Below are 20,558 nucleotides of genomic sequence, written 5' to 3'. Positions count from 1 at the left end.
GGCTGTCGGCAACGCTCGTGACCCGGACCTCCCATCCCTTCGGCGCCCTGGACTTCCAGCTGGTCCTGCTGCGCCGTATGGCCGACCACAATCCGGACCTGGTCGAGAACGCCCGCCGCACGCTGGGCGTGTCCATCGCCGACATGCGTGAGGCCAACAAGCGGTGGCAGGCGATGGTCCGCTCGCCGCGTCCCCGGCCGGCCGCTTCCCGGTACCGCTCGGTGCTCGGCGAGCCCGAGTCGACGCAGCCCCGCCGGATCGGCGACCTGGACTGCGAGGCCGTGCTGTGGCCGGTGCCGCTCTGGCCGGACCTGCGCTTCGAGATCCTGGTGGCACCGAACGGGGTGGTGTGGAACGAGTGGCTGGTGCGCGCCCCGGGCGCCACCGCACCGGCCCTGGAGAGCGTGCGGGACCTCACGCCCTGGTCCTGCACGGTCGACGAGGTGGCCCGCGCCTTCGCCCCGGCCCGCCCGCTGGAGGGTACGGCACCCACGCGCTGGGGGCTGGCTTTCACCGCGCCGGACGCGTCGGGCGAACGGCGGGCGTGCGCCGCGGAGTTCACCTGGGGTCTGCTGCAGCGGGTCGGTGTCCGCGGGCAGCCTTGAGTATCTCCGTCACGACCACGGGCACCGATCCGGGGTGCAGGTCGAGGAACAGGTTCGGCTCGACCAGTTCGAGCTCCATCACGCACGGCCCCCCGTCCGCCCCGTCCACGAGGTCGACACGGGCGTAGAGCAGCTCGGGTGTGCCCGGTACGGCGGCCAGCGCGCGCCGGGCGACGTCGAGTTCGGCCGTGGTCGGGTCCCAGGGTTCCACGCCGGGGTGGGCCACCTTCTTCTCGTCGTACAGAGTGCCGGGCACGAGGACGGCGCCCTTCCGGCTCGCGTGCAGGAACCGTCCGCCGAAGAACAGCAGCGCCCGTTCCCCGCCGGCGTCGATGCCCTTCACATAGGGCTGCACCATCGCGGTGAACCCCTCCGCGTGCATCCGCTCGAGCTGCCGTACGGCGGTGGCGTGCTCCCCGGGCGTGTACCGGGCGGCGAACCGGGCGCCCGCGCCGGAGGTGGGCTTGACCACGTACTCGTCGTCCCCGGGCAGGTCGAGGGGATCGCCGGGAGCGACATAGCGCGTGGGGACGACCGGGACGCCCGCGGCGGCCAGCTCCCCCAGATACCGCTTGTCGGTGTTCCAGCGCACGACCTCCACCGGATTGACCAGCCGTGTGGCCTTCGCGCACCGTTCGGCCCAGCCCGTGAACTCCGCCGCCCGCCAGCTGTAGTCCCAGGTGGAGCGGATCACGGCCAGGTCGTACGCCGCCCAGTCGACGTCCGAGTCGTCCCAGTACACGGCATCGGCCCCGGCCCCGGCCGCCCTCAACTCCGTCACCAGGCCGGGCAGATCGCGGTCCGCAGAGACGTCCGGCCCGGGGCGGCAGGTGACGAGCGCGACTCGGGCGGCATCGGTGCGGGGCACGTCTGGACTCCTGTTCGGGCGACGATTGCTGCGCGCAGGCTAACAACGGGCCGGGGAGCCGCGGCACCCCATATGGGCGGCGGCTGTCAGGGCACGACCCCTGGGTGGCTCGCCCACGTCGGCCGGGACCGGGCGAAGTGAGGTGTCCATCACCACCCGAGCGGGTTTTCGCTCACTCTGGTGTAGGAACGGTCCTTGAGTCCGTACGTCCGCTTCGACCCCAGGAGTGCTCCGCGTGTCCTCCCTCTTTCCGGCCCTGACCGAGTCCTCGGCCGGGCGGCGGCCCGCCCTGCGCTTCGGGGAAAGGGCCCTGACGTACGCGGAACTGGCCGCGGCGGCGGGTGCGCTCGCCGGGCGGATCGGCGGGGAGGCCAGGGTGGCCGTGTGGGCCACGCCCTCGTTGGAGACCGCCGTCGGTGTGGTGGCCGCGCTGAGCGCCGGTCTGACCGTCGTACCGCTCAACCCGAAGTCCGGGGAGAGCGAGCTGCTGCACATCCTGTCGGACAGCGCGCCCTCGCTGGTGCTGGCCGCCCCCGGCGACGAACTTCCCGGGCCGGTGGGCGAGTTGGAGCGCGTCGATGTCGATGTGCGTGACGCCGGCGCGTACGCGCCCGCCGATGCCGCCGACGAGGACCCCGCCCTCGTCGTCTACACCTCCGGGACCACCGGCCCGCCCAAGGGCGCCGTCATCCCCCGCCGCGCCGTGGCCGCCACGCTCGACGCGCTCGCGGACGCCTGGCAGTGGACCGGGGACGACGTGCTCGTGCACGGGCTGCCCCTGTTCCATGTGCACGGGCTGGTTCTCGGCATCCTCGGCCCGCTCCGGCGGGGCGGGTCCGTCCGGCACCTGGGACGCTTCAGCACCGACGGCGTGGCACGCGAGCTCGGCGGCAGGGCGACCATGCTGTTCGGCGTGCCGACGATGTACCACCGGATCGCGGAGGCGCTGCCGGGCGACCCGGGGCTGGCCAAGGCGCTGGCCGGCGCCCGGCTGCTGGTCTCGGGGTCCGCCGCGCTGCCCGTGCACGACCATGAACGGATCGCCGCCGCGACCGGCCGCCGGGTCATCGAGCGCTACGGGATGACCGAGACCCTGATGAACACGAGTGTCCGCGCGGACGGGGAGGCGCGCCCGGGCACGGTCGGTGTGCCGCTGCCCGGGGTCGAGCTGCGGCTCGTCGAGGAGGACGGCTCGCCGATCGCCGCGTACGACGGGGAGACGGTCGGCGAGATCCAGGTCCGCGGCCCGAACCTGTTCACCGGGTACCTCAACCGGCCCGACGCCACCGCCGCCGCGTTCACCGCCGACGGCTGGTTCCGCACCGGCGACATGGCGGTCCGTGAGGCCGACGGGTACGTACGCATCGTGGGCCGCAAGGCCACCGACCTCATCAAGAGCGGCGGGTACAAGATCGGGGCCGGTGAGATCGAGAACGCCCTGCTGGAACACCCGGGGGTACGGGAGGCGGCCGTCACCGGGGAGCCCGACGAGGATCTGGGGGAGCGGATCGTCGCCTGGGTGGTGCCGGTGGATCCCGCGACCCCGCCCGGCGCCGACGAGCTGGCCGACCACGTGGCCCGCCGGCTCGCCCCGCACAAGCGCCCGCGGGTCGTGCGGTACCTGGAGGCCCTGCCCCGCAACGACATGGGCAAGATCATGAAGCGGGCGCTGGGCGATGCCTGAGCGCCCGACCGCGCGGGAGGCCCTCGCCCTCGTCACCGAGGACTTCGGCGAACTCCCCCACCCCGTGCGGGAGTCCAACCCGGACGGCCCCCTGGAGTGGGCGGGCTACGACGCCTCGCGCGCCCGCGCCGCCGCACGCACCGGCGAGGCGGAGTCCGTCGTCTGCGGCCGGGCGACCGTCGGCGGCACCCCGGCCGTACTGATCGCGTTCGAGTTCGGCTTCCTCGGCGGGTCCCTCGGCGAGCGCACCGGGGACCGCCTGGAGGCGGCGCACAGGTACGCCCGTGAGCACCGGCTGCCGGTCGTCTCGCTGGTCGCGACAGGCGGCAGCCGGATGCAGGAGGGCATGCTCGCGCTGACCCAGCTCCAGCGGGTGGCCCGGCAGACGGCGCTCACCCGTGCGGCCGGGCTGCCGCAACTCGCCGTCCTGCGCGACCCGACGACCGGCGGCGGCTGGGCCACGCTGGGCGCAGGCGCCGATGTGGTGCTGGCCCTGCCGGGCGTCCAGGTCGGCTTCGCGGGCTCCCGGGTACGCCCGCCGGACGCGGACCCGGCGGCGTACACCGCGGAGGCCCAGCTCGCGGCCGGCACGGTCGACGCGGTCGTACCGCCCGAGCAACTGCGCGAGACGGTCACACTGTGGCTGCGGCTGCTGACGGCTCCCTCGGCCGAGCCGGCGCCCGTACCCGCCGCGCTCGGTGCGCCGGACCTGCCGGCCACCGGCTGGGACGCCGTGCGGCGCGCCCGCGACCCGGAGCGCCCGCGCGCCGGGGCCTACCTGGACGCGTACTTCACCCGCCGGGCGGCCGTCGGCGGCGACCGCAGCGGTGGCAGGGACGCGGAGGGCATGCTGTGCGGTTTCGGCATCCATGACGGCCGTACGATCGCGTACGCCGCCCAGACCGGCGCCGCGACCCGCCCCGCGGGATACCGCACGGCCGCCCGGCTGATCCGCCTGGCCGACGCCCTGTCCGTGCCCGTACTGACGCTGGTGGACACCCCGGGCGCCGCCAACGACGCGGAGGCCGAACGGCAGGGCGTGGGCGCCGCCATCGCGGATCTGTTCACCGCGGTCGCCACCGCCCGTACGCCCGTGACCACGCTGGTGATCGGCGAGGGCGGCTCCGGCGGCGCGCTCGCCCTGGCCGCCCCCGACCGCACCTGGGTCGCACCTGACAGCTATTTCTCCGTCATCGCACCGGAGTTGGCGGCCGCGATACTCAAGCGCCCGGCCGACCAGGTGCACACCACGGCGGACCAGCTCCGCCTGCGCCCCCAGGACCTGGTGGAGCTGGGAGTGGTACAGGGAATCGCAGCCACCGAGACCGCCCCACCAGGGTGAACCACGGAACACCGGCGCGGGCGGGCAGGGGAGCTCCACTTGCGAGTGGACGCGGGGGCTGCACGGCGGGCAGGCGCGGGGACTCCGTTGAGGGGCTCGGCTTGCAGGCCCGGGAGCTCCGCTTGCGGGCGGGCGCGGGTGTTCCGCTGCGGACGAGCGCGGGAGGCTCCACTGCCGGCGACCGCGGGGGCCCTACCTCAAGCAGGCGCGAGGGCCGTTGCCGGGCACCGCTTGCGGCCGGGGGCTCCACACTGCGGGCGGGATCGGGAGCCCGACAGCGGGGAGGCATGGCGGCTCCGCTTGCGGGCGGGGTGTTCCGCTGCGAACGAGCGCGGGAGCTCCACGACGGGGAGCGTGGCGGCCCGGCTTGCGCGCGGGTGCGAGAACTCCTCCGCGAAGAGTCGCGAGGACCCCCTGCCTAGGCACCCGCGGCGGCCCCGCTTGCAGACAGGCGCGGCGACTCCTCCGCGGGCAGGCGCGGGAACTCCTCCACCGACAGACGCGGAGACTCCTCCACAAGCGGCCGCACAGGCTTCGATGCCGAGGTCAGCGCGCGGTGGCAGGGGAGCGCGGGCGCAAGCTTCCCGGGGCGCGACGCACCCCAGTTCACCCGTCCGGGTGAACCCGCCCGGCCCCTCTCAAGGGGCGAGGTCCTTCCGTCCGGCGCACGATGCTGAAGGAGAGGCCCGCCACCCGGCGGCCACCCGCGGTCTGTTCTCGGAAGGTACCGCCATGACCGTCAGTCTGGACCAGCTGCGCCGTTGCCATTTCGCCGTCGACCTGGGAGCGGCCCGGACCCGTGTCTACGTCAAGGGGGCCGGGCTTGTGGTGGACCAGCCCAGCGCCGCCGCTGTGAACACCCGGACCGGTGCGCTGATAGCGGTCGGTGAGCTCGCCGAGAAGATGACAGGGCGTACTCCCGCCTACATCCGCGTGGCGCGGCCCGTGTCCGGCGGCACCGTCGTGGACATCGAGATGGCCCAGCGGATGCTGCGCCAGCTGCTGGGCGAGAAGCTGCGCCGGAGCCTGCGCCGCAAGCCCCGGCTGCGGGCGGCGGCCTGCACGCCCCACGACGCGGACCCGCTGGCGCAGCGCGCGGCCATCGAGACGCTGGTGGGCCTGGGCGCCCGGCGGGTGGAGCTCGTCGACACGCTGGTCGCGGCCGCCGTGGGGTGCGGGCTGCCGGTGGAGCAGCCCGAGGCCTCCATGATCATGGTCTGCGGGGCGGCCGCCACACAGATCGCCGTGCTGTCGCTCGGGAACATCGTGACCGCGGAGCGGATCCCCGTCGGGGGCGAGGCGGTCGACCACGCGATCGTGCAACATCTGCGGCACGAGCACGCGTTGATGCTGCCGAGCCAGTCGGTACGGCCGTTGCAGCTCGCCCTCTCCGGCAACGGGCTCACCCCGCACGGACCCGCGGCCACCGAGATCCTCGGGCGCGACGTGGCGACGGGACTCGCGCGTTCCGTGCTGGTCGACACCGCCGCGGTACGGGACGCCATCCAGACCCCGCTGACCGCCGTCCTCGACGGCATCGGCAAGGTACTGCGGGACTGCCCGCCCGACCTGGTGGCCGACCTCGCCGACCGCGGCATCATGATGGTCGGCGGCAGCGCCCTGCTGCCGGGCCTCGACCAGATGCTGCGCCAGGCCACCGGTATGCCCGTGCACATCGCCGAGCGACCGGACATCTGTGCGGTCCAGGGCCTGGGAGAGATGCTGGAGGGCAGGATCCAGCCACTGCTTCTCAATCCGCTCGCGGCCTGACCCGAAGGGGGCCCGCGCCCCGGTGCCCGTACGGCACCCCTTCGTGGACCGTCGCCGTACCGCGCCGTCCTCCGCCACGGCGTCACAGGGCCTGCTCAGCCCAGACGATCTTGCCCTGTGAGGTGTAGCGCGTCCCGACCGCCTCGGCGATCTCGGTGACGATGAGCAGGCCGCGCCCGCCCTGGTCACCGGCCTTCGGATGCCTGGGGTGCGGGGCCGCGCTGCTGGTGTCGGACACTTCGCAGACCAGGGCGCGGTCCCGGATCAGGCGCAGTTCCACCGGGCCGGTCGAGTAGCGGATGGCGTTCGTGACCAGCTCGCTGGCCAGCAGCGTGGTGCTGAAGTCGAGGCCGTCGAGGTCCCAGGCCTGCAGCTGCCGCCGGGTCCAGGCACGGGCCACCACGACGGCCGCGAGGTCGTGGGGCAGCCGCAGACTGGCGATGTCCTGGGAGTCCAGCGCCCGGGTGCGGGCGGCCAGCAGTGCCTGGCAGTGGTCGGGGAGCAGCACGCGCGCGTAGTCGTCGAGGACCGCCTGGACCGGGTGGCCGGACCAGCTCGGCACCGCCCGCGAGGTCGGCCCGAAGCGTGTCTCCGGAGCGGGCTCGGGTGCCTCGCCGCTGCTGCCCAGGAGCAGGACGCTGTCCGGATGGACCTGGAACTCCCACTCCTCGAAGAGCTCGTCCGAGGAGCCGAGCGGCCGGTGCTCGGGCAGGTAGGGGGTGCTGACCCTGCCCTGGGCGGTGACGACCTGAAGACAGACGTTGCCCGCCCGTGAGACCGTGCAGCGCCCGTTGACCGGGTCGTAGACCAGGAACAGACAGTGGTCCCCGGCGCCCGCCGGCTCGTCGTCGGCGGCCGTGGAACAGCCCTGCGGCGAGGGTGGCGAGGGACTGTCCGCGGCGATGCCGTTCACCCGCGCCAGAAGCTCCGAAGGCGCCATGTCCAGCCTGGCGAGCGCACCGATCACCGCCCGCAGCCATCCCATCCGGGCCGCCGCGCCGAGGCCTTCGTCGCCTGCCACGCCCACCACGAGGGCGAGACGTGCGCCCGGGAGTCGGATGGCGTCGAACCACGCACCGGCGGATCCGCCGGACGAAACCTGTCCGCCGATGGCGGGCGCCGCGGTCACTGAGGGCATCTCCTCCGGCAGCAGAGAGCGCTGCAGCTCCCGTCCGGCGTCCTCCCACTCGATGCGGCGTCGCATCAGGTCGAGACCGCGGGCCGTGCGCTCCGCGAGTTCGGTGGCCGCCCGCAGGTCGTCCTCCCGGAACGGCGGAGTACCGGCGCGCCGGTAGAAGGTCGCCAGTCCGAGAACCAGGCCCTGGACGGTCAGCGGGACGACCATCATGCAGCACAACCCGGCTTCCTCGATCCGCCGGGCGCGGTCCGGGTCACGTGCCAGCCACCGGGGCTGGGAGCCCAGGTCGCGGACGATGCGAGGCCGCAGGTCCTTGACGCACTTGCGGTACGGAGTCTTGGCGGGCAGCCTGCTCGCGTCGCCGACCGCATAGGCCGGACGGCATCCACGGCAGTGCACCGAGCGGAAGGCGGCGCGCCGCAACGTGGGTCGTGCGCTCTGCGCTCCGTGCCAGGCCCGTTCCCCGCACCGGACCGTGTCCGAGAGCTCGACGGCAGCCAGGTCGGCCAGACCGGGCACCGCCGCGTCCGCGAGGCCTTGAGCGAGCTGGAGCGGGTCCCCCGCGGGCCTGGCCGGGCACCCGTCGGTGTGTGGAGGAGTGAAAGGGGTCATGGTGGCCGTCCTGAGGATGTACCTGGGTGGCTGTGCTGTCATCCAGGTTCCGCCCGCACCGTGACGTGCCGCATCCGCGCCGTACCGCAGTGAGGGTCCGCAATGCGCACCCGGGGGCTCGCGGGGATCCCGCAGCCCGTTGCGGGTTTCCCGCACACTCCCGCCCGAGGGCCGTATGGAGCGGCCGGAGGGGCGACCGGAGTCCTACCGTTGCTGTTATGAACGTCCAACGTCACGGCCCCGCTCCCCCGGCCGACCCGCGGACGACCGTGGTCCTCGCGGACGACCATCTGGTGGTCCGGGCAGGTATGCGGCTGCTGCTCTCCCAGGACAAGGCCTTCCAGGTCGTCGCTGAGACCGGCACCGTGCCCGAGACCCTGCGCGTCGTGCAGGACCGCCGTCCGTCCGTGCTGGTCCTGGACCTGTCGATGGGAGGACAGTCGAGCCTGCCGGTCATACCCGAGCTGCTGGCCGCCTCCCCCGAGACACGGATCCTGATCCTCACCATGCAGGAGGATCCCGCGTTCGCGCGGGCCGCGATGAGGTCGGGAGCCACCGGCTACCTGCTCAAGGAGGCCGCCGGCGAGGAACTGGTCGCGGCGACCCGTCAGGTCTCCACCGGTGGCACCTACGTGCAGCCAGCCATGGGAGCCCGCCTGGCGACCGCGGACAACGGGAACGGCGGCGGGAACGTGCTGACCGGCCGCGAGGTCGAGGTGCTGTCCCTGCTGGCGGCCGGACACACCAACCAGGAGATCGCCCGGCGCCTGTATGTCTCGGTGCGGACGGTCGAGACCCACCGGGCCCGCATCCGGGACAAGCTCGGCACGGAGACAAGGGCCGAGCTGATCGCGGCGGCACGCGAGCGCGGGCTGCTCACATGACCTGGGGGCTGCCACCGCGGTTCCGCCTCGTCACCGAGGCGGCGGCCACCGCACTGCTGGTGGCGGCCCTGGCACTGGAGGTCACCGACCAGCCGCTGCAGTCCGAACTCATCCTCTCCCTCGCCGCGGCGATCCTCTTCTTCACCGCCGCGTCCCTCTCCACCCTGGCGCGCCGGACCTGGCTGATGGTCGTGGCCGGGATCTCGATGATGCTCGCGGTGGCGGGACTGGTCCGCATCGCCCAGGAGCCGCTCCTCAACGCCCTGCACGTCCTGCCCCTGCTGCTGATCGCCTACGCGGCCTCCACCGGACGCGCCACGGCTCTGCGCCAGCGCAGACTCGAGCGAATACGGGCCTCCGCGCGCCGCGACGGTGAGGAGCGGGAACGCCACCGCTGGGCCCGTGAGCTGCACGACGACACGCTCCAGGAACTGGGCGCGGTGCAGATCGTGCTGGCCTCCGCGGCCGTCGGCGGGCGGCCCGAGGCCATGCAGGGGGCCATCGACCAGGCGCGCAGTCTCATCAGCAACCAGATCGCCTCGCTGCGGCACCTGATAGCCGAGCTGCGCCCGGCCGCCCTCGACCAGCTGGGGTTGCGGCCGGCCCTCCAGACGCTGTGCGAGCGCGCCTCGGAAACCTTCGGCATCGCCGTCGAGTTCCGCGGCGACCCGGACGGGGACGGGGTCGGCGACAGCCGGCTCAGCCCCGAGGCGCAGGCCCACGTGTACCGCATCGTCCAGGAAGCGGTCACCAACGCGGTGAAGCACGCCCAGCCCCGCACCATCCGGGTGAAGCTGCACGAGCACGGGCGCACGGTCACCGCGACGGTGACGGACGACGGCTGCGGGATGCCCAACCCACCCGGCGCCCGCACACCCCATCGCGCCAGGGGCGCCGCGTCCCAGGGCATGGGCCTGGCGGCCATGCAGGAGCGCGCGGACCTGCTGGACGCGTATCTCGCCTTCTCCAGCGTGCCCGGCGCGGGGACCCGGGTGAGGCTGCGGGTGCCGTACGACCGGTGACGTGGCGGGCCCGGCGCCGAGCGGACCCGCTGGACGGAACCTGCCAAGTGGCGTACCCCACGGAAAGATCCCCGCGCCCGTGCGTCCGATCCGGGGGGCATGGCCGGCCTGATGCGAGAGAACCTCTGCGTCACGCGGGACATCGAGCCGGCCTCGGGGGCCCGGACCGACCGTCCTCCGGCACGACTGGGGTGCCGGCGGATCGCCGCAACCCGGGCGCGACGGTGCTGGTCCCGCTGAGGGCCCCGGCACGCCCACGAGCGGAGCGCATCCGGGGGGCCGAACTCCGCACCGGCTGGGGCCAGTTGGTGTCCTGATCTTCCGCCACTCGGGCGGGCGGCGGGCCGACTGCCGATCCCTGATGTGTCGTTACCGCCATCCGTGGCAGAGAGGGTGCACAATCGGTGCAGGTGAAAATGTTCCTGCACCGACAGGCCTCGGTGGGGCGGGTGGGACTCGAACCCACGGCCGACGGATTATGAGTCCGCTGCTCTAACCGGCTGAGCTACCGCCCCGTTACGGCGCGTCGCGTACATGTGTGCGCGCCGTCTGCCGCAGCATAGCCGCTCATACGATCTCCTGCTTCGGATGGTCGGCTACACGTGACCTTGAGGACCCCACCAAAGGTGCGGCGGTTCCCGCGGACATAAAAAAGGACCCCAGCGGGGTCCTCTTCAGCGCTCCCCCGACTGGACTCGAACCAGTAACCTGCCGGTTAACAGCCGGCTGCTCTGCCAATTGAGCTACGGAGGATTGAGCTCCCCCGACTGGACTCGAACCAGTAACCTGCCGGTTAACAGCCGGCTGCTCTGCCAATTGAGCTACGGAGGAATGCCTCGTTGCATCGAACGTACCTACCTGGGTATCCGCCAGGGGGCGCGCGCTCGCTGCGACACATACATTAGCGCAAGCAGGGGGGTGCTCCGCCAATCAGTACTCCCCCGCGCCGATGCCCACGCAAGGGACGACGCAGACGCAAGGGAAGGGTGGCCGCCATGCGCTATCGGCTCACGTTCGTCGCCGGACTGGTTCTGGGCTACGTGCTGGGCACGCGAGCCGGACATGAACGGTACGAGCAGCTGAAGAAGTCCGCCCGTCAGGTCGCCCAGAACCCCGCCGTCCGCAACACCGCCGAAACCGCTGCCCAGCAGGGACGCGAGATCGCCGGGAAGGCCTTCCACGTCATGAGCGACAAGGTCGGCGACCGCATGCCGGCCTCGGTCGCCGGGCGTGTCCGCTCCCTGCGTGACCGGAACGCGAACGGCAGCGGCGGGGACGACTGGGGAACGAACAGCACCTGACGGCCCCGGCCGCCGGCACCCGTCCGGCGGCCGGCAGGCTTCCGTTCGCGCCGGGAGTGTCGTGAAGCGCTCCCGGCGCGGCGCGGTCACCCCCCTCCGTACGGCAGAATTCCGCCATGGGGATAGTCGCCGGGTTGGACAGTTCGCCCGATTTCACTCGTATCGTCGTCTGTGACACGGACACGGGTGCCGTGCTCAGGCAGGGGTATGCACCGCATCCGGTGGAGAGCCCCGAGGCCGGCGCCGCCGGCGGAGGCCGTCCCTCCGACATCGATCCGCAGGCCTGGCTGCTGTCCCTCGGGGAGGCTGCCGGCGGCGGGCTCCTCGAAGGCGTGCAGGCCATCGGCGTCTCCGCCCAGCAGAACGCGCTGGTCCCGCTGGACGCCCAGGGCGCCACCGTGCGGCCCGCGCTGGTCGGCGGCGACAAGCGGGCGCAGGTCGCGGCGGCCGACCTGATCGAGGCCCTCGGCGGCCGGCAGGCCTGGGCCGAGGCCGTCGGATGCGTACCCCAGGCCGCGCGGCCCGTGACCAAACTGCGCTGGCTCGCCAAGAGCGAACCCGACAACGCCCGGCGCACCGCCATGCTGCTGCAGGCCCACGACTGGCTCGTGTGGCAGCTGCTCGGGCGGCCGTTGCGCAGGACCACCGATCGCGGCGGGGCCTCCGGGACCGGGTACTGGTCGGCGGCGACGGGCGCCTACCGCACCGACCTGATCGAGCTGGCGCTCGGCCATCAGGCCATGGTGCCCGAGGTACTGGGGCCCTCCGAGGCGGCGGGGACGACTCCGGAGGGGCTGCTGATCTCCGCGGGCACCGGCGAGACCATGGCGGCCGCCCTGGGTCTCGGCATCGGGCTCGGCGACGCGGTCGTCTCACTCGGTGCCTCCGGATCCGTCATGGCCGTGCACCCCGAGGCACTCGTCGACTCGACCGGGATGATCACCTCGCTGGCGGACGCGACCGGCATGCATCTGCCGGTGGTGACCACGCTCAACGCGGTGCGCACCCTGCGCGGCACCGCCGAACTGCTCGGCGTGCCCGACCTGGAGGCCCTGTCCGAGCTCGCCATGAAGTCGACACCCGGCTCCCACGGGCTCGTCCTCCTGCCCTACCTGGAGGGCGAGCGGACCCCCAACCTGCCGCACACCGCGGGCACCCTGGCCGGACTGCGGCGCGAGTCGATGCGGCCCGAGCACCTGGCGCGCGCCGCGTTCGAGGGAATGCTGTGCGGACTCGCGGACGCGCTGGACGTACTGCGCGGGCGCGGCGTCGAGGTGCGGCGGATCTTCCTGCTGGGAGCCGCCGCGGAGCTGCCCGCCGTGCAGGCCGCGGCGCCCGCGCTGTTCGGCGTGCAGGTCGTGGTGCCGCAGCCGGCCGACTACGCGGCGGTCGGTGCGGCCCGGCAGGCGGCCTGGTCGCTCGGCGTGTCGCGGGGCACGCTCGACCCGCGCACCCCGCCCGCCTGGCAGGGACCGGCCGGCCAGGTGCTGGACCCGGGCGACGAACTGGCGGTGGGACAGGCGGTGCGTCAGCAGTACGTGTCGGTGCGCGAACAGACACATCCGGGGGCGTTCCGCTCATAGGGTCACAAACGCCCGCACCTTCGAACGTTCACCCGGTGCCGTACACGTGCGGGCGTACCGCTACGGTGCCTTTTCCGGCTCCTTGCCTGTCCACGTCCGGTGGCTGATTCCACGTCAGCTTTTTCGCCCGCCGCCGCATTATTCAGTTGAGGTAACGCGGGTGGAGTGTCGGACGATAGTGGGTGGTGCATCACCGACCGCGATGCCGTCCGTCGACGACTCCGAGAGATCTCGCGTGCTCATACGACTTCTGAGGGCCCACCTGCGCCCGTACAAGAAACCGATCCTCCTGCTGGTGCTGCTGCAGTTCCTGCAGACCTGCGCCACGTTGTACCTGCCCACCCTCAACGCGCACATCATCGACAACGGTGTCGTGAAGGGCGACACGAACTACATCCTGACCTTCGGCGGCCTGATGATCGGGGTCTCCCTCGGCCAGGTCGTGTGCAACATGGGCGCCGTCTACTTCGGTGCCCGCACCGCCTCCGCCGTCGGCCGGGACATCCGGGCCGCCATCTTCGACCGGGTGCAGTCCTTCTCCGCCCGTGAGGTCGGCCATTTCGGGGCGCCGTCGTTGATCACCCGCACCACGAACGACGTGCAGCAGGTGCAGATGCTCACCCTGATGACGTTCACCCTGATGGTGTCGGCGCCGATCATGTGCGTGGGCGGCATCGTGCTGGCGCTCGGCCTGGACGTGCCGCTGTCCGGCGTACTGGTCGCCGTCGTGCCCCTGCTCGGCATCAGCGTGACGCTGATCGTGCGGAGGCTGCGGCCGCTGTTCCGCAGCATGCAGGTCCGTCTCGACACGGTGAACAGGGTGCTGCGCGAGCAGATCTCCGGCAACCGGGTCATCCGCGCCTTCGTCCGCGACGACTACGAGAAGGGCCGCTTCGGGGAGGCCAACACGGAGCTCACCGAGGTCTCCCTGCACACCGGCCGGACCCTCGCGCTGATGTTCCCCATCGTGATGACCGTGGTGAACCTCTCCTCGATCGCCGTGGTCTGGTTCGGGGCGCACCGCATCGCCAGCGGCGGCATGCAGATCGGCGACCTGACCGCGTTCCTCGCCTATCTGATGCAGATCGTGATGTCCGTGATGATGGCCACCTTCATGTTCATGATGGTGCCGCGCGCGGAGGTGTGTGCCGAGCGCATCGAGGAGGTGCTCGACACCGAGTCCAGCGTCGTGCCGCCCACCGCCCCGGTGGGCGAGCTGCGGCGCCACGGCCATCTGGAGATCCGCAACGCCGGGTTCCGCTACCCGGGTGCCGAGGAGCCGGTTCTCAAGTCCATCGACCTGGTGGCGCGGCCCGGCGAGGTCACGGCCGTCATCGGGTCCACCGGCAGCGGCAAGTCGACCCTGCTCGGGCTGATCCCCCGCCTCTTCGACGCCACCGAGGGCGAGGTGCTCGTGGACGGCGTGAACGTCCAGGAGGTCGAGCCGCGGCTGCTGGCGAAGACGGTCGGGCTGGTCCCGCAGAAGCCGTACCTGTTCGCGGGCACGGTCGCCACCAACCTGCGCTACGGCAATCCTGATGCGACGGACGAGGAGCTGTGGCAGGCGCTGGAGGTGGCGCAGGCCAAGGAGTTCGTCTCGAAGCTGGAGAACGGGCTCGACTCCCCCATCGCGCAGGGCGGCACGAACGTCTCGGGCGGCCAGCGCCAGCGTCTGGCCATCGCCCGCACCCTCGTCCAGAGGCCGGAGATCTACCTCTTCGACGACTCCTTCTCCGCGCTCGACTACGCGACCGACGCGGCCTTGCGGGCGGCGCTCGCGCAGGAGACCGCGGAGGCGACCGTCGTGATCGTCGCCCAGCGGGTGGCGACCATCAGGGACGCCGACCGGATCGTGGTCCTCGACGAGGGCCGGGTCGTCGGCACCGGCCGGCATCACGAGCTGATGGCAAGCAACGAGACCTACCGGGAGATCGTGCTCTCCCAGCTCACGGAAGCGGAGGCTGCCTGATGGCCGGGCCCATGGGACGCATGATGGGCGGGGGCGGCCCCGACCAGCGCTCGATGGACTTCAAGGGGTCCGGAAAGCGGCTCCTCGCCCAGTTCAAGCCCGAACGGACCCTCATCGTCACGATGTTGGTCTGCGGCGTGCTCAGCGTGGGGCTCTCCGTGACCGGGCCGAAGATCCTCGGCAGGGCGACCGACCTCGTCTTCGCCGGGATCATCGGCCGGCAGATGCCCGCGGGACTCACCAAGGAGCAGGTGCTCGAGTCCATGCGGAAGCGGGGCGAGGGCGGCATCGCCGACATGCTCTCCGGCACGGACTTCACCCCGGGCAAGGGCATCGACTTCGATGCCGTGGGGAACGTCCTGCTGCTCGCGCTCGGCACGTTCCTGGTGGCCGGCCTGCTGATGGCGGTGTCCACCCGGCTGTCCAACCGGGCCATCAACAAGACCGTCTACCGCATGCGCGAGGACGTGCAGGCGAAGCTGTCGCGGCTCCCGCTGTCGTACTTCGACCAGCGGCAGCGCGGTGAGGTGCTCAGCCGCGCGACCAACGACATCGACAACATCGGGCAGACGCTCCAGCAGTCGATGGGCCAGCTCGTCAACTCCCTGCTCACCATCGTCGGTGTGCTCGTGGTGATGTTCTGGGTGTCGTGGGTGCTGGCGCTGGTCGCACTCGTGACCGTGCCGCTCTCCTTCGTCGTGGCCACGCGGATCGGCAAGCGCTCCCAGCCGCACTTCGTGCAGCAGTGGCGCACCACCGGCAAGCTGAACGCGCACATCGAGGAGATGTACACCGGGCACACCGTGGTCAAGGTGTTCGGGCGCCAGGACGAGTCGGCGCAGCAGTTCGCCGAGCAGAACGAGCAGCTGTACGAGGCCGGTTTCAAGGCGCAGTTCAACAGCGGTGTGATGCAGCCGCTGATGATGTTCGTGTCGAACCTGAACTATGTGCTGGTGGCCGTCGTCGGTGGACTCCGGGTCGCGTCGGGCTCCCTGTCCATCGGTGACGTCCAGGCCTTCATCCAGTACTCGCGGCAGTTCTCGATGCCGCTGACGCAGGTGGCGTCGATGGCGAACCTGGTGCAGTCCGGGGTCGCCTCGGCGGAGCGGATCTTCGACCTGCTGGACGCGGAGGAGCAGGCCGCCGACCCCGAGCAGGGACAGCGTCCGGAGGAACTGCGGGGCCGGGTGGCGCTGGAGCACGTGTCGTTCCGCTACGACCCCGACAAGCCGCTGATCGAGGATCTGTCGCTGAAGGTCGAACCGGGGCACACGGTCGCGATCGTCGGCCCGACGGGTGCCGGGAAGACCACGCTCGTGAACCTGCTGATGCGGTTCTACGAGGTCACCGACGGGCGGATCACGCTCGACGGGGTCGACGTCGCCAAGATGTCCCGGGACGAACTGCGGGCCTCGATCGGGATGGTGCTCCAGGACACCTGGCTGTTCGGGGGCACGATCGCGGAGAACATCGCGTACGGGGCCGCGCGCGAGGTCACGCGCGGGGAGATCGAGGAGGCGGCGCGGGCGGCGCACGCCGACCGGTTCGTCCGTACGCTGCCGGACGGCTACGACACCGTGATCGACGACGAGGGCACGGGGGTGAGCGCGGGTGAGAAGCAGCTCATCACCATCGCGCGCGCGTTCCTGTCCGACCCGGTGATCCTGGTGCTGGACGAGGCGACCAGTTCGGTGGACACCCGCACGGAGGTCCTGATCCAGAAGGCGATGGCGAAACTGGCGCACGGACGGACGTCCTTCGTCATCGCACACCGGCTGTCGACGATCCGGGACGCGGACACGATCCTGGTGATGGAGAACGGGTCCATCGTCGAACAGGGCACGCACAGCGACCTGGTGGACGCCGACGGTGCCTACGCACGGCTGTACAAGGCGCAGTTCGCCCAGGCGGTGGCCGAGGTCGACTGAGTCCCTGGGGGCCGCTCCCTGCGAGCGGCCCCCTTTTCAGTCCAGGTAGCCCCTCAACTGGTCCGCGAACGCGTGGTCCCGGAGCTTGTTCAGGGTCTTGGACTCGATCTGGCGGATGCGTTCACGCGTCACGCCGAAGATGCGGCCTATCTCCTCGAGGGTGCGGGGACGGCCGTCGGCGAGGCCGTACCGGAGCTGTACGACCTTCCTCTCCCGTTCGCCGAGGGTGGAGAGAACCGCCTCCAGGTGCTCCCTGAGCAGCAGGAACGCCGCGGACTCGACCGGGCTCGCGGCGTCGCCGTCCTCGATGAGGTCGCCGAGGGCCACGTCGTCCTCCTCGCCCACGGGGGCGTGCAGCGAGACGGGTTCCTGGGCGAGCCGCAGCACCTCGCTGACGCGCTCGCTGGGCAGCTCCAGATGGGCGGCGACCTCTTCCGGCGTCGGCTCGTAGCCGCGCTCCTGGAGCATACGGCGCTGGACGCGGACGACGCGGTTGATCAGTTCGACCACGTGGACCGGCACGCGGATGGTGCGGGCCTGGTCGGCCAGGGCCCGGGACATGGCCTGACGGATCCACCAGGTCGCGTACGTCGAGAACTTGTAGCCGCGGGCGTAGTCGAACTTCTCGACGGCCCTGATCAGGCCGAGGTTCCCCTCCTGCACGAGGTCCAGCATGGTCAGTCCGCGGCCGACGTACCGCTTGGCGACGGAGACGACGAGCCGCAGGTTGGCCTCGATGAGCCGGCGCTTGGCCATCCGGCCCATGACCACCAGCCGGTCCAGGTCCAGGGCGAGCCGGGTGTCCAGGTCCGGGGTGTTGACCAGCTTCTCCTCGGCGAACAGGCCGGCTTCGACACGGCGGGCGAGCTCCACCTCCTCGGCGGCCGTGAGCAGGGGGATGCGGCCGATCTCGCGCAGATACTGACGGAACAGGTCCGAGGAGGGACTGCCGCTTGTCTCCGCGGGGGCGCGCAGCGGTTCGACGGGCTCGGGCTCCTCGGTGGCCTCGCCCGCGGGCGGCTCGTCGAGTTCAGGCGGGTCCTGGGGCTCGGCCTCCGTCCCGGGATCCTGCGCGAGCCCGTTGTGCGTGGACACCGCCGTGAGGACGCCGGTATCCATGCCCGGCTCGTCGCTGACGACGTCGGTCTGTGTGAGGGTCTGGGTCTGCACCGGGGCGACCTCCAGGAATGTCGCTGCTGAGACATGCGGCAGCGGTATGTCGGGGATGGGTCCGGTGGTCCGCCCGCCGGCCATCCCGTAGTCGATGAGCGGAACCGCGGGGATGCCGGACCCGCTGTGGGCGGGTCGGCCGCGCTCCGAGGACTCAGGCACCGGAACCCAGTGTGGAGTACGACACATCGCTCCCACGAGGGGCGTGCGTCCACTTTTTGAGTCCGGTGCGTGACCGGGTGGTTACTCAGTTTGTTCGACCATCTGACCGGAGGACCGGGAGCATAGGGGAAGGACCGATCGGGCTAGACGGGGGACATGAGCGAGAACGAGGAGCTGCGACGTCGCCTCGAGGCACTCGAGGCGCGCGTGGACGAGGTCGTGGAGCAGCAGGCCACGACGCGTAACCTCGCCGTCGGGTCCGACCGGGACGTCGCCGCGCTGCGGGAACAGCGGCGCGCGGACATGCAGTTGATCCGGGACTTGTGGGACACCCAGCTCGAGCACGGCAGGACGCTGCACCAGCACGGGGAGCTGATGGGAGCCCTCGCGGCCGGGCAGGCCGAGCACGGCAGGATCCTGGCCGAGCACAGCAGGATTCTCGCCGAGCACAGCGGGATTCTGGCCGGGCACGGCGGGATGTTGCGTTCCCTGGCCGCAGGACAGGCCGCGATCCTGGACCACCTCGGGATCGCCCCGCCCGAGTCGGGCCCGGAGGACTAGAAACCCTGCGCGGCGGCGCTCACAGCGCGGCCGTCCCGCGTTCGCGCAGCGCCTGGTCGTACTGCTGCAGGACCCACAGTTCGTTCTGCACGGCAGTGAGGTGGGCCGGGTCCGCGTGGGAGCCGAGGCGGGTCAGGGTGCTCTGGATGTCGCGGACACGGCGCTCGACGGCGCGGCGGCGGACCGTGACCAGCTGGGCTCCCGCGTAGGTGTCGTCCACCTCTTTGCGCAGCATGATGGCCTCGACCGCCAGCTCCGTCACCATGGCGCGGACCGTGTCGTCGGGGGCCGCCTCGCGAACCCGGACCAGGTACTCCTGCGGGTCCTGCGCGCCGTACTCCGCTCCCCCCGCCTCCAGGATCGCCTGGCGCACCGCCGCGTACGGCGGTGCGGTGAACTCGTCCATCCCGTACGCGTCGAACGCCGGGGAGACCAACTCCGGTCGCTGGAGAGCGAGTTTGAGCAGCTCGCGCTCGGTCGCGAAGACCGGGTTGCGAAGGTTCAGCGCCGGGCCGGAGACCGTCGGGCGCGGAGCCGCCTGGTAGGGCTGCTGGGGGTGGCGGCCGGCGGGCGCGGGTCCCCTGCCGCCCCGGTCGCGTGCCCAACGGGCCAGTTGCGCCACCCGCTTGACCACGAACTGGGTGTCGAGGATGCCGAGCATGCCGGCGAGCTGGACCGCGACCTCGTGCTGGGCGCCGCTGTTCTTGATGCGGGCGACGATGGGGGCCGCCTCGTCAAGGGCTGCGGCACGGCCGGCGGGGGTGTCGAGGTCGTACCGTACGACGATCTGGCGGAGCGCGAACTCGAAGAGCGGGGTGCGGGGTTCGACCAGGTCGGATACGGCCTCGTCGCCCTTCGCCAGGCGCAGCTCGCAGGGGTCCATGCCGTCCGGCGCGATCGCGATGTACGTCTCGGCGGCGAACTTCTGGTCGTCCTCGAAGGCGCGCAGTGCCGCCTTCTGCCCGGCCGCGTCACCGTCGAAGGTGAAGATCACCCGCGCCGAGCCGTTGTCCATCAGCAGCCGTCGCAGGATCTTGATGTGCTCGCCGCCGAAGGCCGTGCCGCAGGTCGCGATGGCCGTGGTGACCCCCGCGAGATGGCAGGCCATGACGTCCGTGTACCCCTCGACGACCACCGCCCGGCTCGACTTCGCGATGTCCTTCTTCGCCAGGTCGATGCCGTACAGGACCTGCGATTTCCGGTAGATCGCCGTATCGGGCGTATTGAGGTACTTCGGCCCGTTGTCCGCCTCGTACAGCTTTCGTGCGCCGAAGCCCACCACGTCGCCGCCGATGTCGCGGATCGGCCACATCAGCCGGCCCCGGAAGCGGTCGATGGGACCGCGGCGGCCCTCCTGGGAGAGACCGGACAGCAGCAGTTCCTTGTCGCTGAAGCCCTTGCCGCGCAGAAAGCGGGTGAGGTGGTCCCAGCCCTGGGGGCTGTAGCCGACGCCGAAGTGGAGCGCGGCGGCCTGGTCGAAGCCGCGCTCGGCCAGGAACGTCCGCCCCGTCTCCGCCTCGGGGCCGGAGCCGAGCTGCTCCGCGTACCACTCGGCGGCCAGCTTGTGGGCCTCGACCAGGCGGATGCGCTCACCGCGCTGGTGGGTCGGGTTGTACCCGCCCTCCTCGTACCGCAGCGTGATGCCCGTCCGGGCGGCGAGGCGCTCGACCGCCTCGGAGAACGAGAGGTGGTCGACCTTCATCACGAACGTGATGGTGTCGCCGCCCTCCTGGCAGCCGAAGCAGTGGAACAGGCCCTTGCTCGGGCTGACCTGGAAGGACGGGGACTTCTCGTCGTGGAACGGGCACAGGCCCTTGAGGTTGCCGCCGCCCGCGTTGCGCAGCTGGAGGTATTCGGACACGACGGAGTCGATCGGGACCGCGTCCCGTACCGCCTTCACGTCCTCGTCGTTGATCCGTCCTGCCACGAGGAGATTCTACGGTGGCGCACCGACAGCCA

15 protein-coding genes and 3 tRNA genes are annotated in these 20,558 nt (G+C 71.7%); 11 read left to right on the top strand and 7 right to left on the bottom strand.

Features of this window, described 5'->3' with window-relative positions; all coding sequences use genetic code 11:
* Positions 1 to 77: 77 nt before the first annotated feature.
* Entirely contained in the window at positions 78 to 605 is a 528-nt protein-coding gene (locus tag ACQEXA_RS37895) for a hypothetical protein (protein ID WP_359403724.1), read from the top strand.
* Here the strand turns inward: ACQEXA_RS37895 and ACQEXA_RS37890 are convergent.
* Positions 559 to 1,473 carry an ATP-grasp domain-containing protein gene (locus tag ACQEXA_RS37890; protein ID WP_432927305.1) on the bottom strand — a complete coding sequence of 305 codons (915 nt, stop codon included), beginning with the start codon at positions 1,471 to 1,473 and terminating at the stop codon, positions 559 to 561. The genes ACQEXA_RS37895 and ACQEXA_RS37890 overlap by 47 nt on opposite strands.
* A 235-nt stretch (positions 1,474 to 1,708) precedes the next feature.
* Between ACQEXA_RS37890 and ACQEXA_RS37885 the strand changes: the two genes are divergently transcribed.
* The 3 genes from ACQEXA_RS37885 (at position 1,709) to ACQEXA_RS37875 (ending at position 6,269) form a co-directional block, all read left to right on the top strand.
* Positions 1,709 to 3,157 (top strand): acyl-CoA synthetase, encoded by a 1,449-nt coding sequence (locus ACQEXA_RS37885; protein WP_433132288.1) that lies wholly within the window; start codon positions 1,709 to 1,711, stop codon positions 3,155 to 3,157.
* A complete protein-coding gene (locus ACQEXA_RS37880) occupies positions 3,150 to 4,499 on the top strand; it encodes a carboxyl transferase domain-containing protein (protein WP_433132286.1) in 1,350 nt (449 codons plus the stop codon). The genes ACQEXA_RS37885 and ACQEXA_RS37880 overlap by 8 nt, the downstream gene beginning before the upstream one ends.
* A gap of 732 nt (positions 4,500 to 5,231) precedes the next feature.
* Positions 5,232 to 6,269, top strand: a complete 1,038-nt coding sequence (locus ACQEXA_RS37875; protein ID WP_432927311.1) for a rod shape-determining protein — start codon at positions 5,232 to 5,234, stop codon at positions 6,267 to 6,269.
* A gap of 82 nt (positions 6,270 to 6,351) precedes the next feature.
* Here the strand turns inward: ACQEXA_RS37875 and ACQEXA_RS37870 are convergent, their stop codons facing one another.
* Positions 6,352 to 8,019, bottom strand: coding sequence for an ATP-binding SpoIIE family protein phosphatase (locus ACQEXA_RS37870; RefSeq protein WP_432927313.1), 1,668 nt, complete (start codon positions 8,017 to 8,019; stop codon positions 6,352 to 6,354).
* 218 nt (positions 8,020 to 8,237) lie between these two features.
* Between ACQEXA_RS37870 and ACQEXA_RS37865 the strand changes: the two genes are divergently transcribed.
* Both ACQEXA_RS37865 and ACQEXA_RS37860 read left to right on the top strand, forming a co-directional pair.
* Entirely contained in the window at positions 8,238 to 8,903 is a 666-nt protein-coding gene (locus ACQEXA_RS37865) for a response regulator (protein ID WP_432927315.1), read from the top strand.
* The gene (locus ACQEXA_RS37860; RefSeq protein ID WP_433132284.1) at positions 8,900 to 9,925 is read left to right on the top strand and encodes an ATP-binding protein; all 1,026 of its coding nucleotides are present in this window, start codon (positions 8,900 to 8,902) and stop codon (positions 9,923 to 9,925) included. The genes ACQEXA_RS37865 and ACQEXA_RS37860 overlap by 4 nt, the downstream gene beginning before the upstream one ends.
* 441 nt (positions 9,926 to 10,366) lie before the next feature.
* Here the strand turns inward: ACQEXA_RS37860 and ACQEXA_RS37855 are convergent.
* The 3 genes from ACQEXA_RS37855 to ACQEXA_RS37845 form a co-directional block, all read right to left on the bottom strand.
* Positions 10,367 to 10,440, bottom strand: a tRNA-Ile gene (locus ACQEXA_RS37855).
* A 165-nt stretch (positions 10,441 to 10,605) separates the two neighbouring features.
* Positions 10,606 to 10,678 (bottom strand) — tRNA-Asn (locus ACQEXA_RS37850).
* A gap of 5 nt (positions 10,679 to 10,683) precedes the next feature.
* Positions 10,684 to 10,756 (bottom strand) — tRNA-Asn (locus tag ACQEXA_RS37845).
* 164 nt (positions 10,757 to 10,920) lie between these two features.
* Here ACQEXA_RS37845 and ACQEXA_RS37840 point away from each other — a divergent pair.
* The 4 genes from ACQEXA_RS37840 (at position 10,921) to ACQEXA_RS37825 (ending at position 16,706) form a co-directional block, all read left to right on the top strand.
* The gene (locus ACQEXA_RS37840; RefSeq protein ID WP_432927319.1) at positions 10,921 to 11,226 is read left to right on the top strand and encodes a YtxH domain-containing protein; all 306 of its coding nucleotides are present in this window, start codon (positions 10,921 to 10,923) and stop codon (positions 11,224 to 11,226) included.
* A 116-nt stretch (positions 11,227 to 11,342) separates the two neighbouring features.
* Complete coding sequence (locus ACQEXA_RS37835; RefSeq protein ID WP_361821043.1) at positions 11,343 to 12,809, top strand: FGGY family carbohydrate kinase; 1,467 nt, start codon at positions 11,343 to 11,345, stop codon at positions 12,807 to 12,809.
* 235 nt (positions 12,810 to 13,044) lie between these two features.
* Complete coding sequence (locus ACQEXA_RS37830) at positions 13,045 to 14,778, top strand: ABC transporter ATP-binding protein (RefSeq protein WP_432927321.1); 1,734 nt, start codon at positions 13,045 to 13,047, stop codon at positions 14,776 to 14,778.
* On the top strand, positions 14,778 to 16,706 hold the full coding sequence (locus tag ACQEXA_RS37825; RefSeq protein ID WP_433132282.1) for an ABC transporter ATP-binding protein: 1,929 nt from the start codon (positions 14,778 to 14,780) through the stop codon (positions 16,704 to 16,706). The genes ACQEXA_RS37830 and ACQEXA_RS37825 overlap by 1 nt, the downstream gene beginning before the upstream one ends.
* Before the next feature lie 36 nt (positions 16,707 to 16,742).
* On the opposite strand, the gene ACQEXA_RS37820 is transcribed toward ACQEXA_RS37825, so the two are convergent.
* Entirely contained in the window at positions 16,743 to 18,038 is a 1,296-nt protein-coding gene (locus ACQEXA_RS37820; protein WP_432927325.1) for an RNA polymerase sigma factor, read from the bottom strand.
* A gap of 156 nt (positions 18,039 to 18,194) precedes the next feature.
* Between ACQEXA_RS37820 and ACQEXA_RS37815 the strand changes: the two genes are divergently transcribed.
* Positions 18,195 to 18,599 (top strand): hypothetical protein, encoded by a 405-nt coding sequence (locus tag ACQEXA_RS37815; RefSeq protein WP_432927327.1) that lies wholly within the window; start codon positions 18,195 to 18,197, stop codon positions 18,597 to 18,599.
* Positions 18,600 to 18,618: 19 nt separating this feature from the next.
* Here ACQEXA_RS37815 and dnaG read toward each other — a convergent pair whose 3' ends face one another.
* Complete coding sequence (gene dnaG / locus ACQEXA_RS37810; protein ID WP_432927329.1) at positions 18,619 to 20,526, bottom strand: DNA primase; 1,908 nt, start codon at positions 20,524 to 20,526, stop codon at positions 18,619 to 18,621.
* Positions 20,527 to 20,558 lie beyond the last annotated feature (32 nt).

The organism is Streptomyces sp. CA-106110 (assembly GCF_050936285.1).
Classification (GTDB): Bacteria; Actinomycetota; Actinomycetes; order Streptomycetales; family Streptomycetaceae; genus Streptomyces.
The sequence above is the reverse complement of the archived record's forward strand: the minus strand, read 5'-3'. Positions and strand labels throughout refer to the sequence as shown.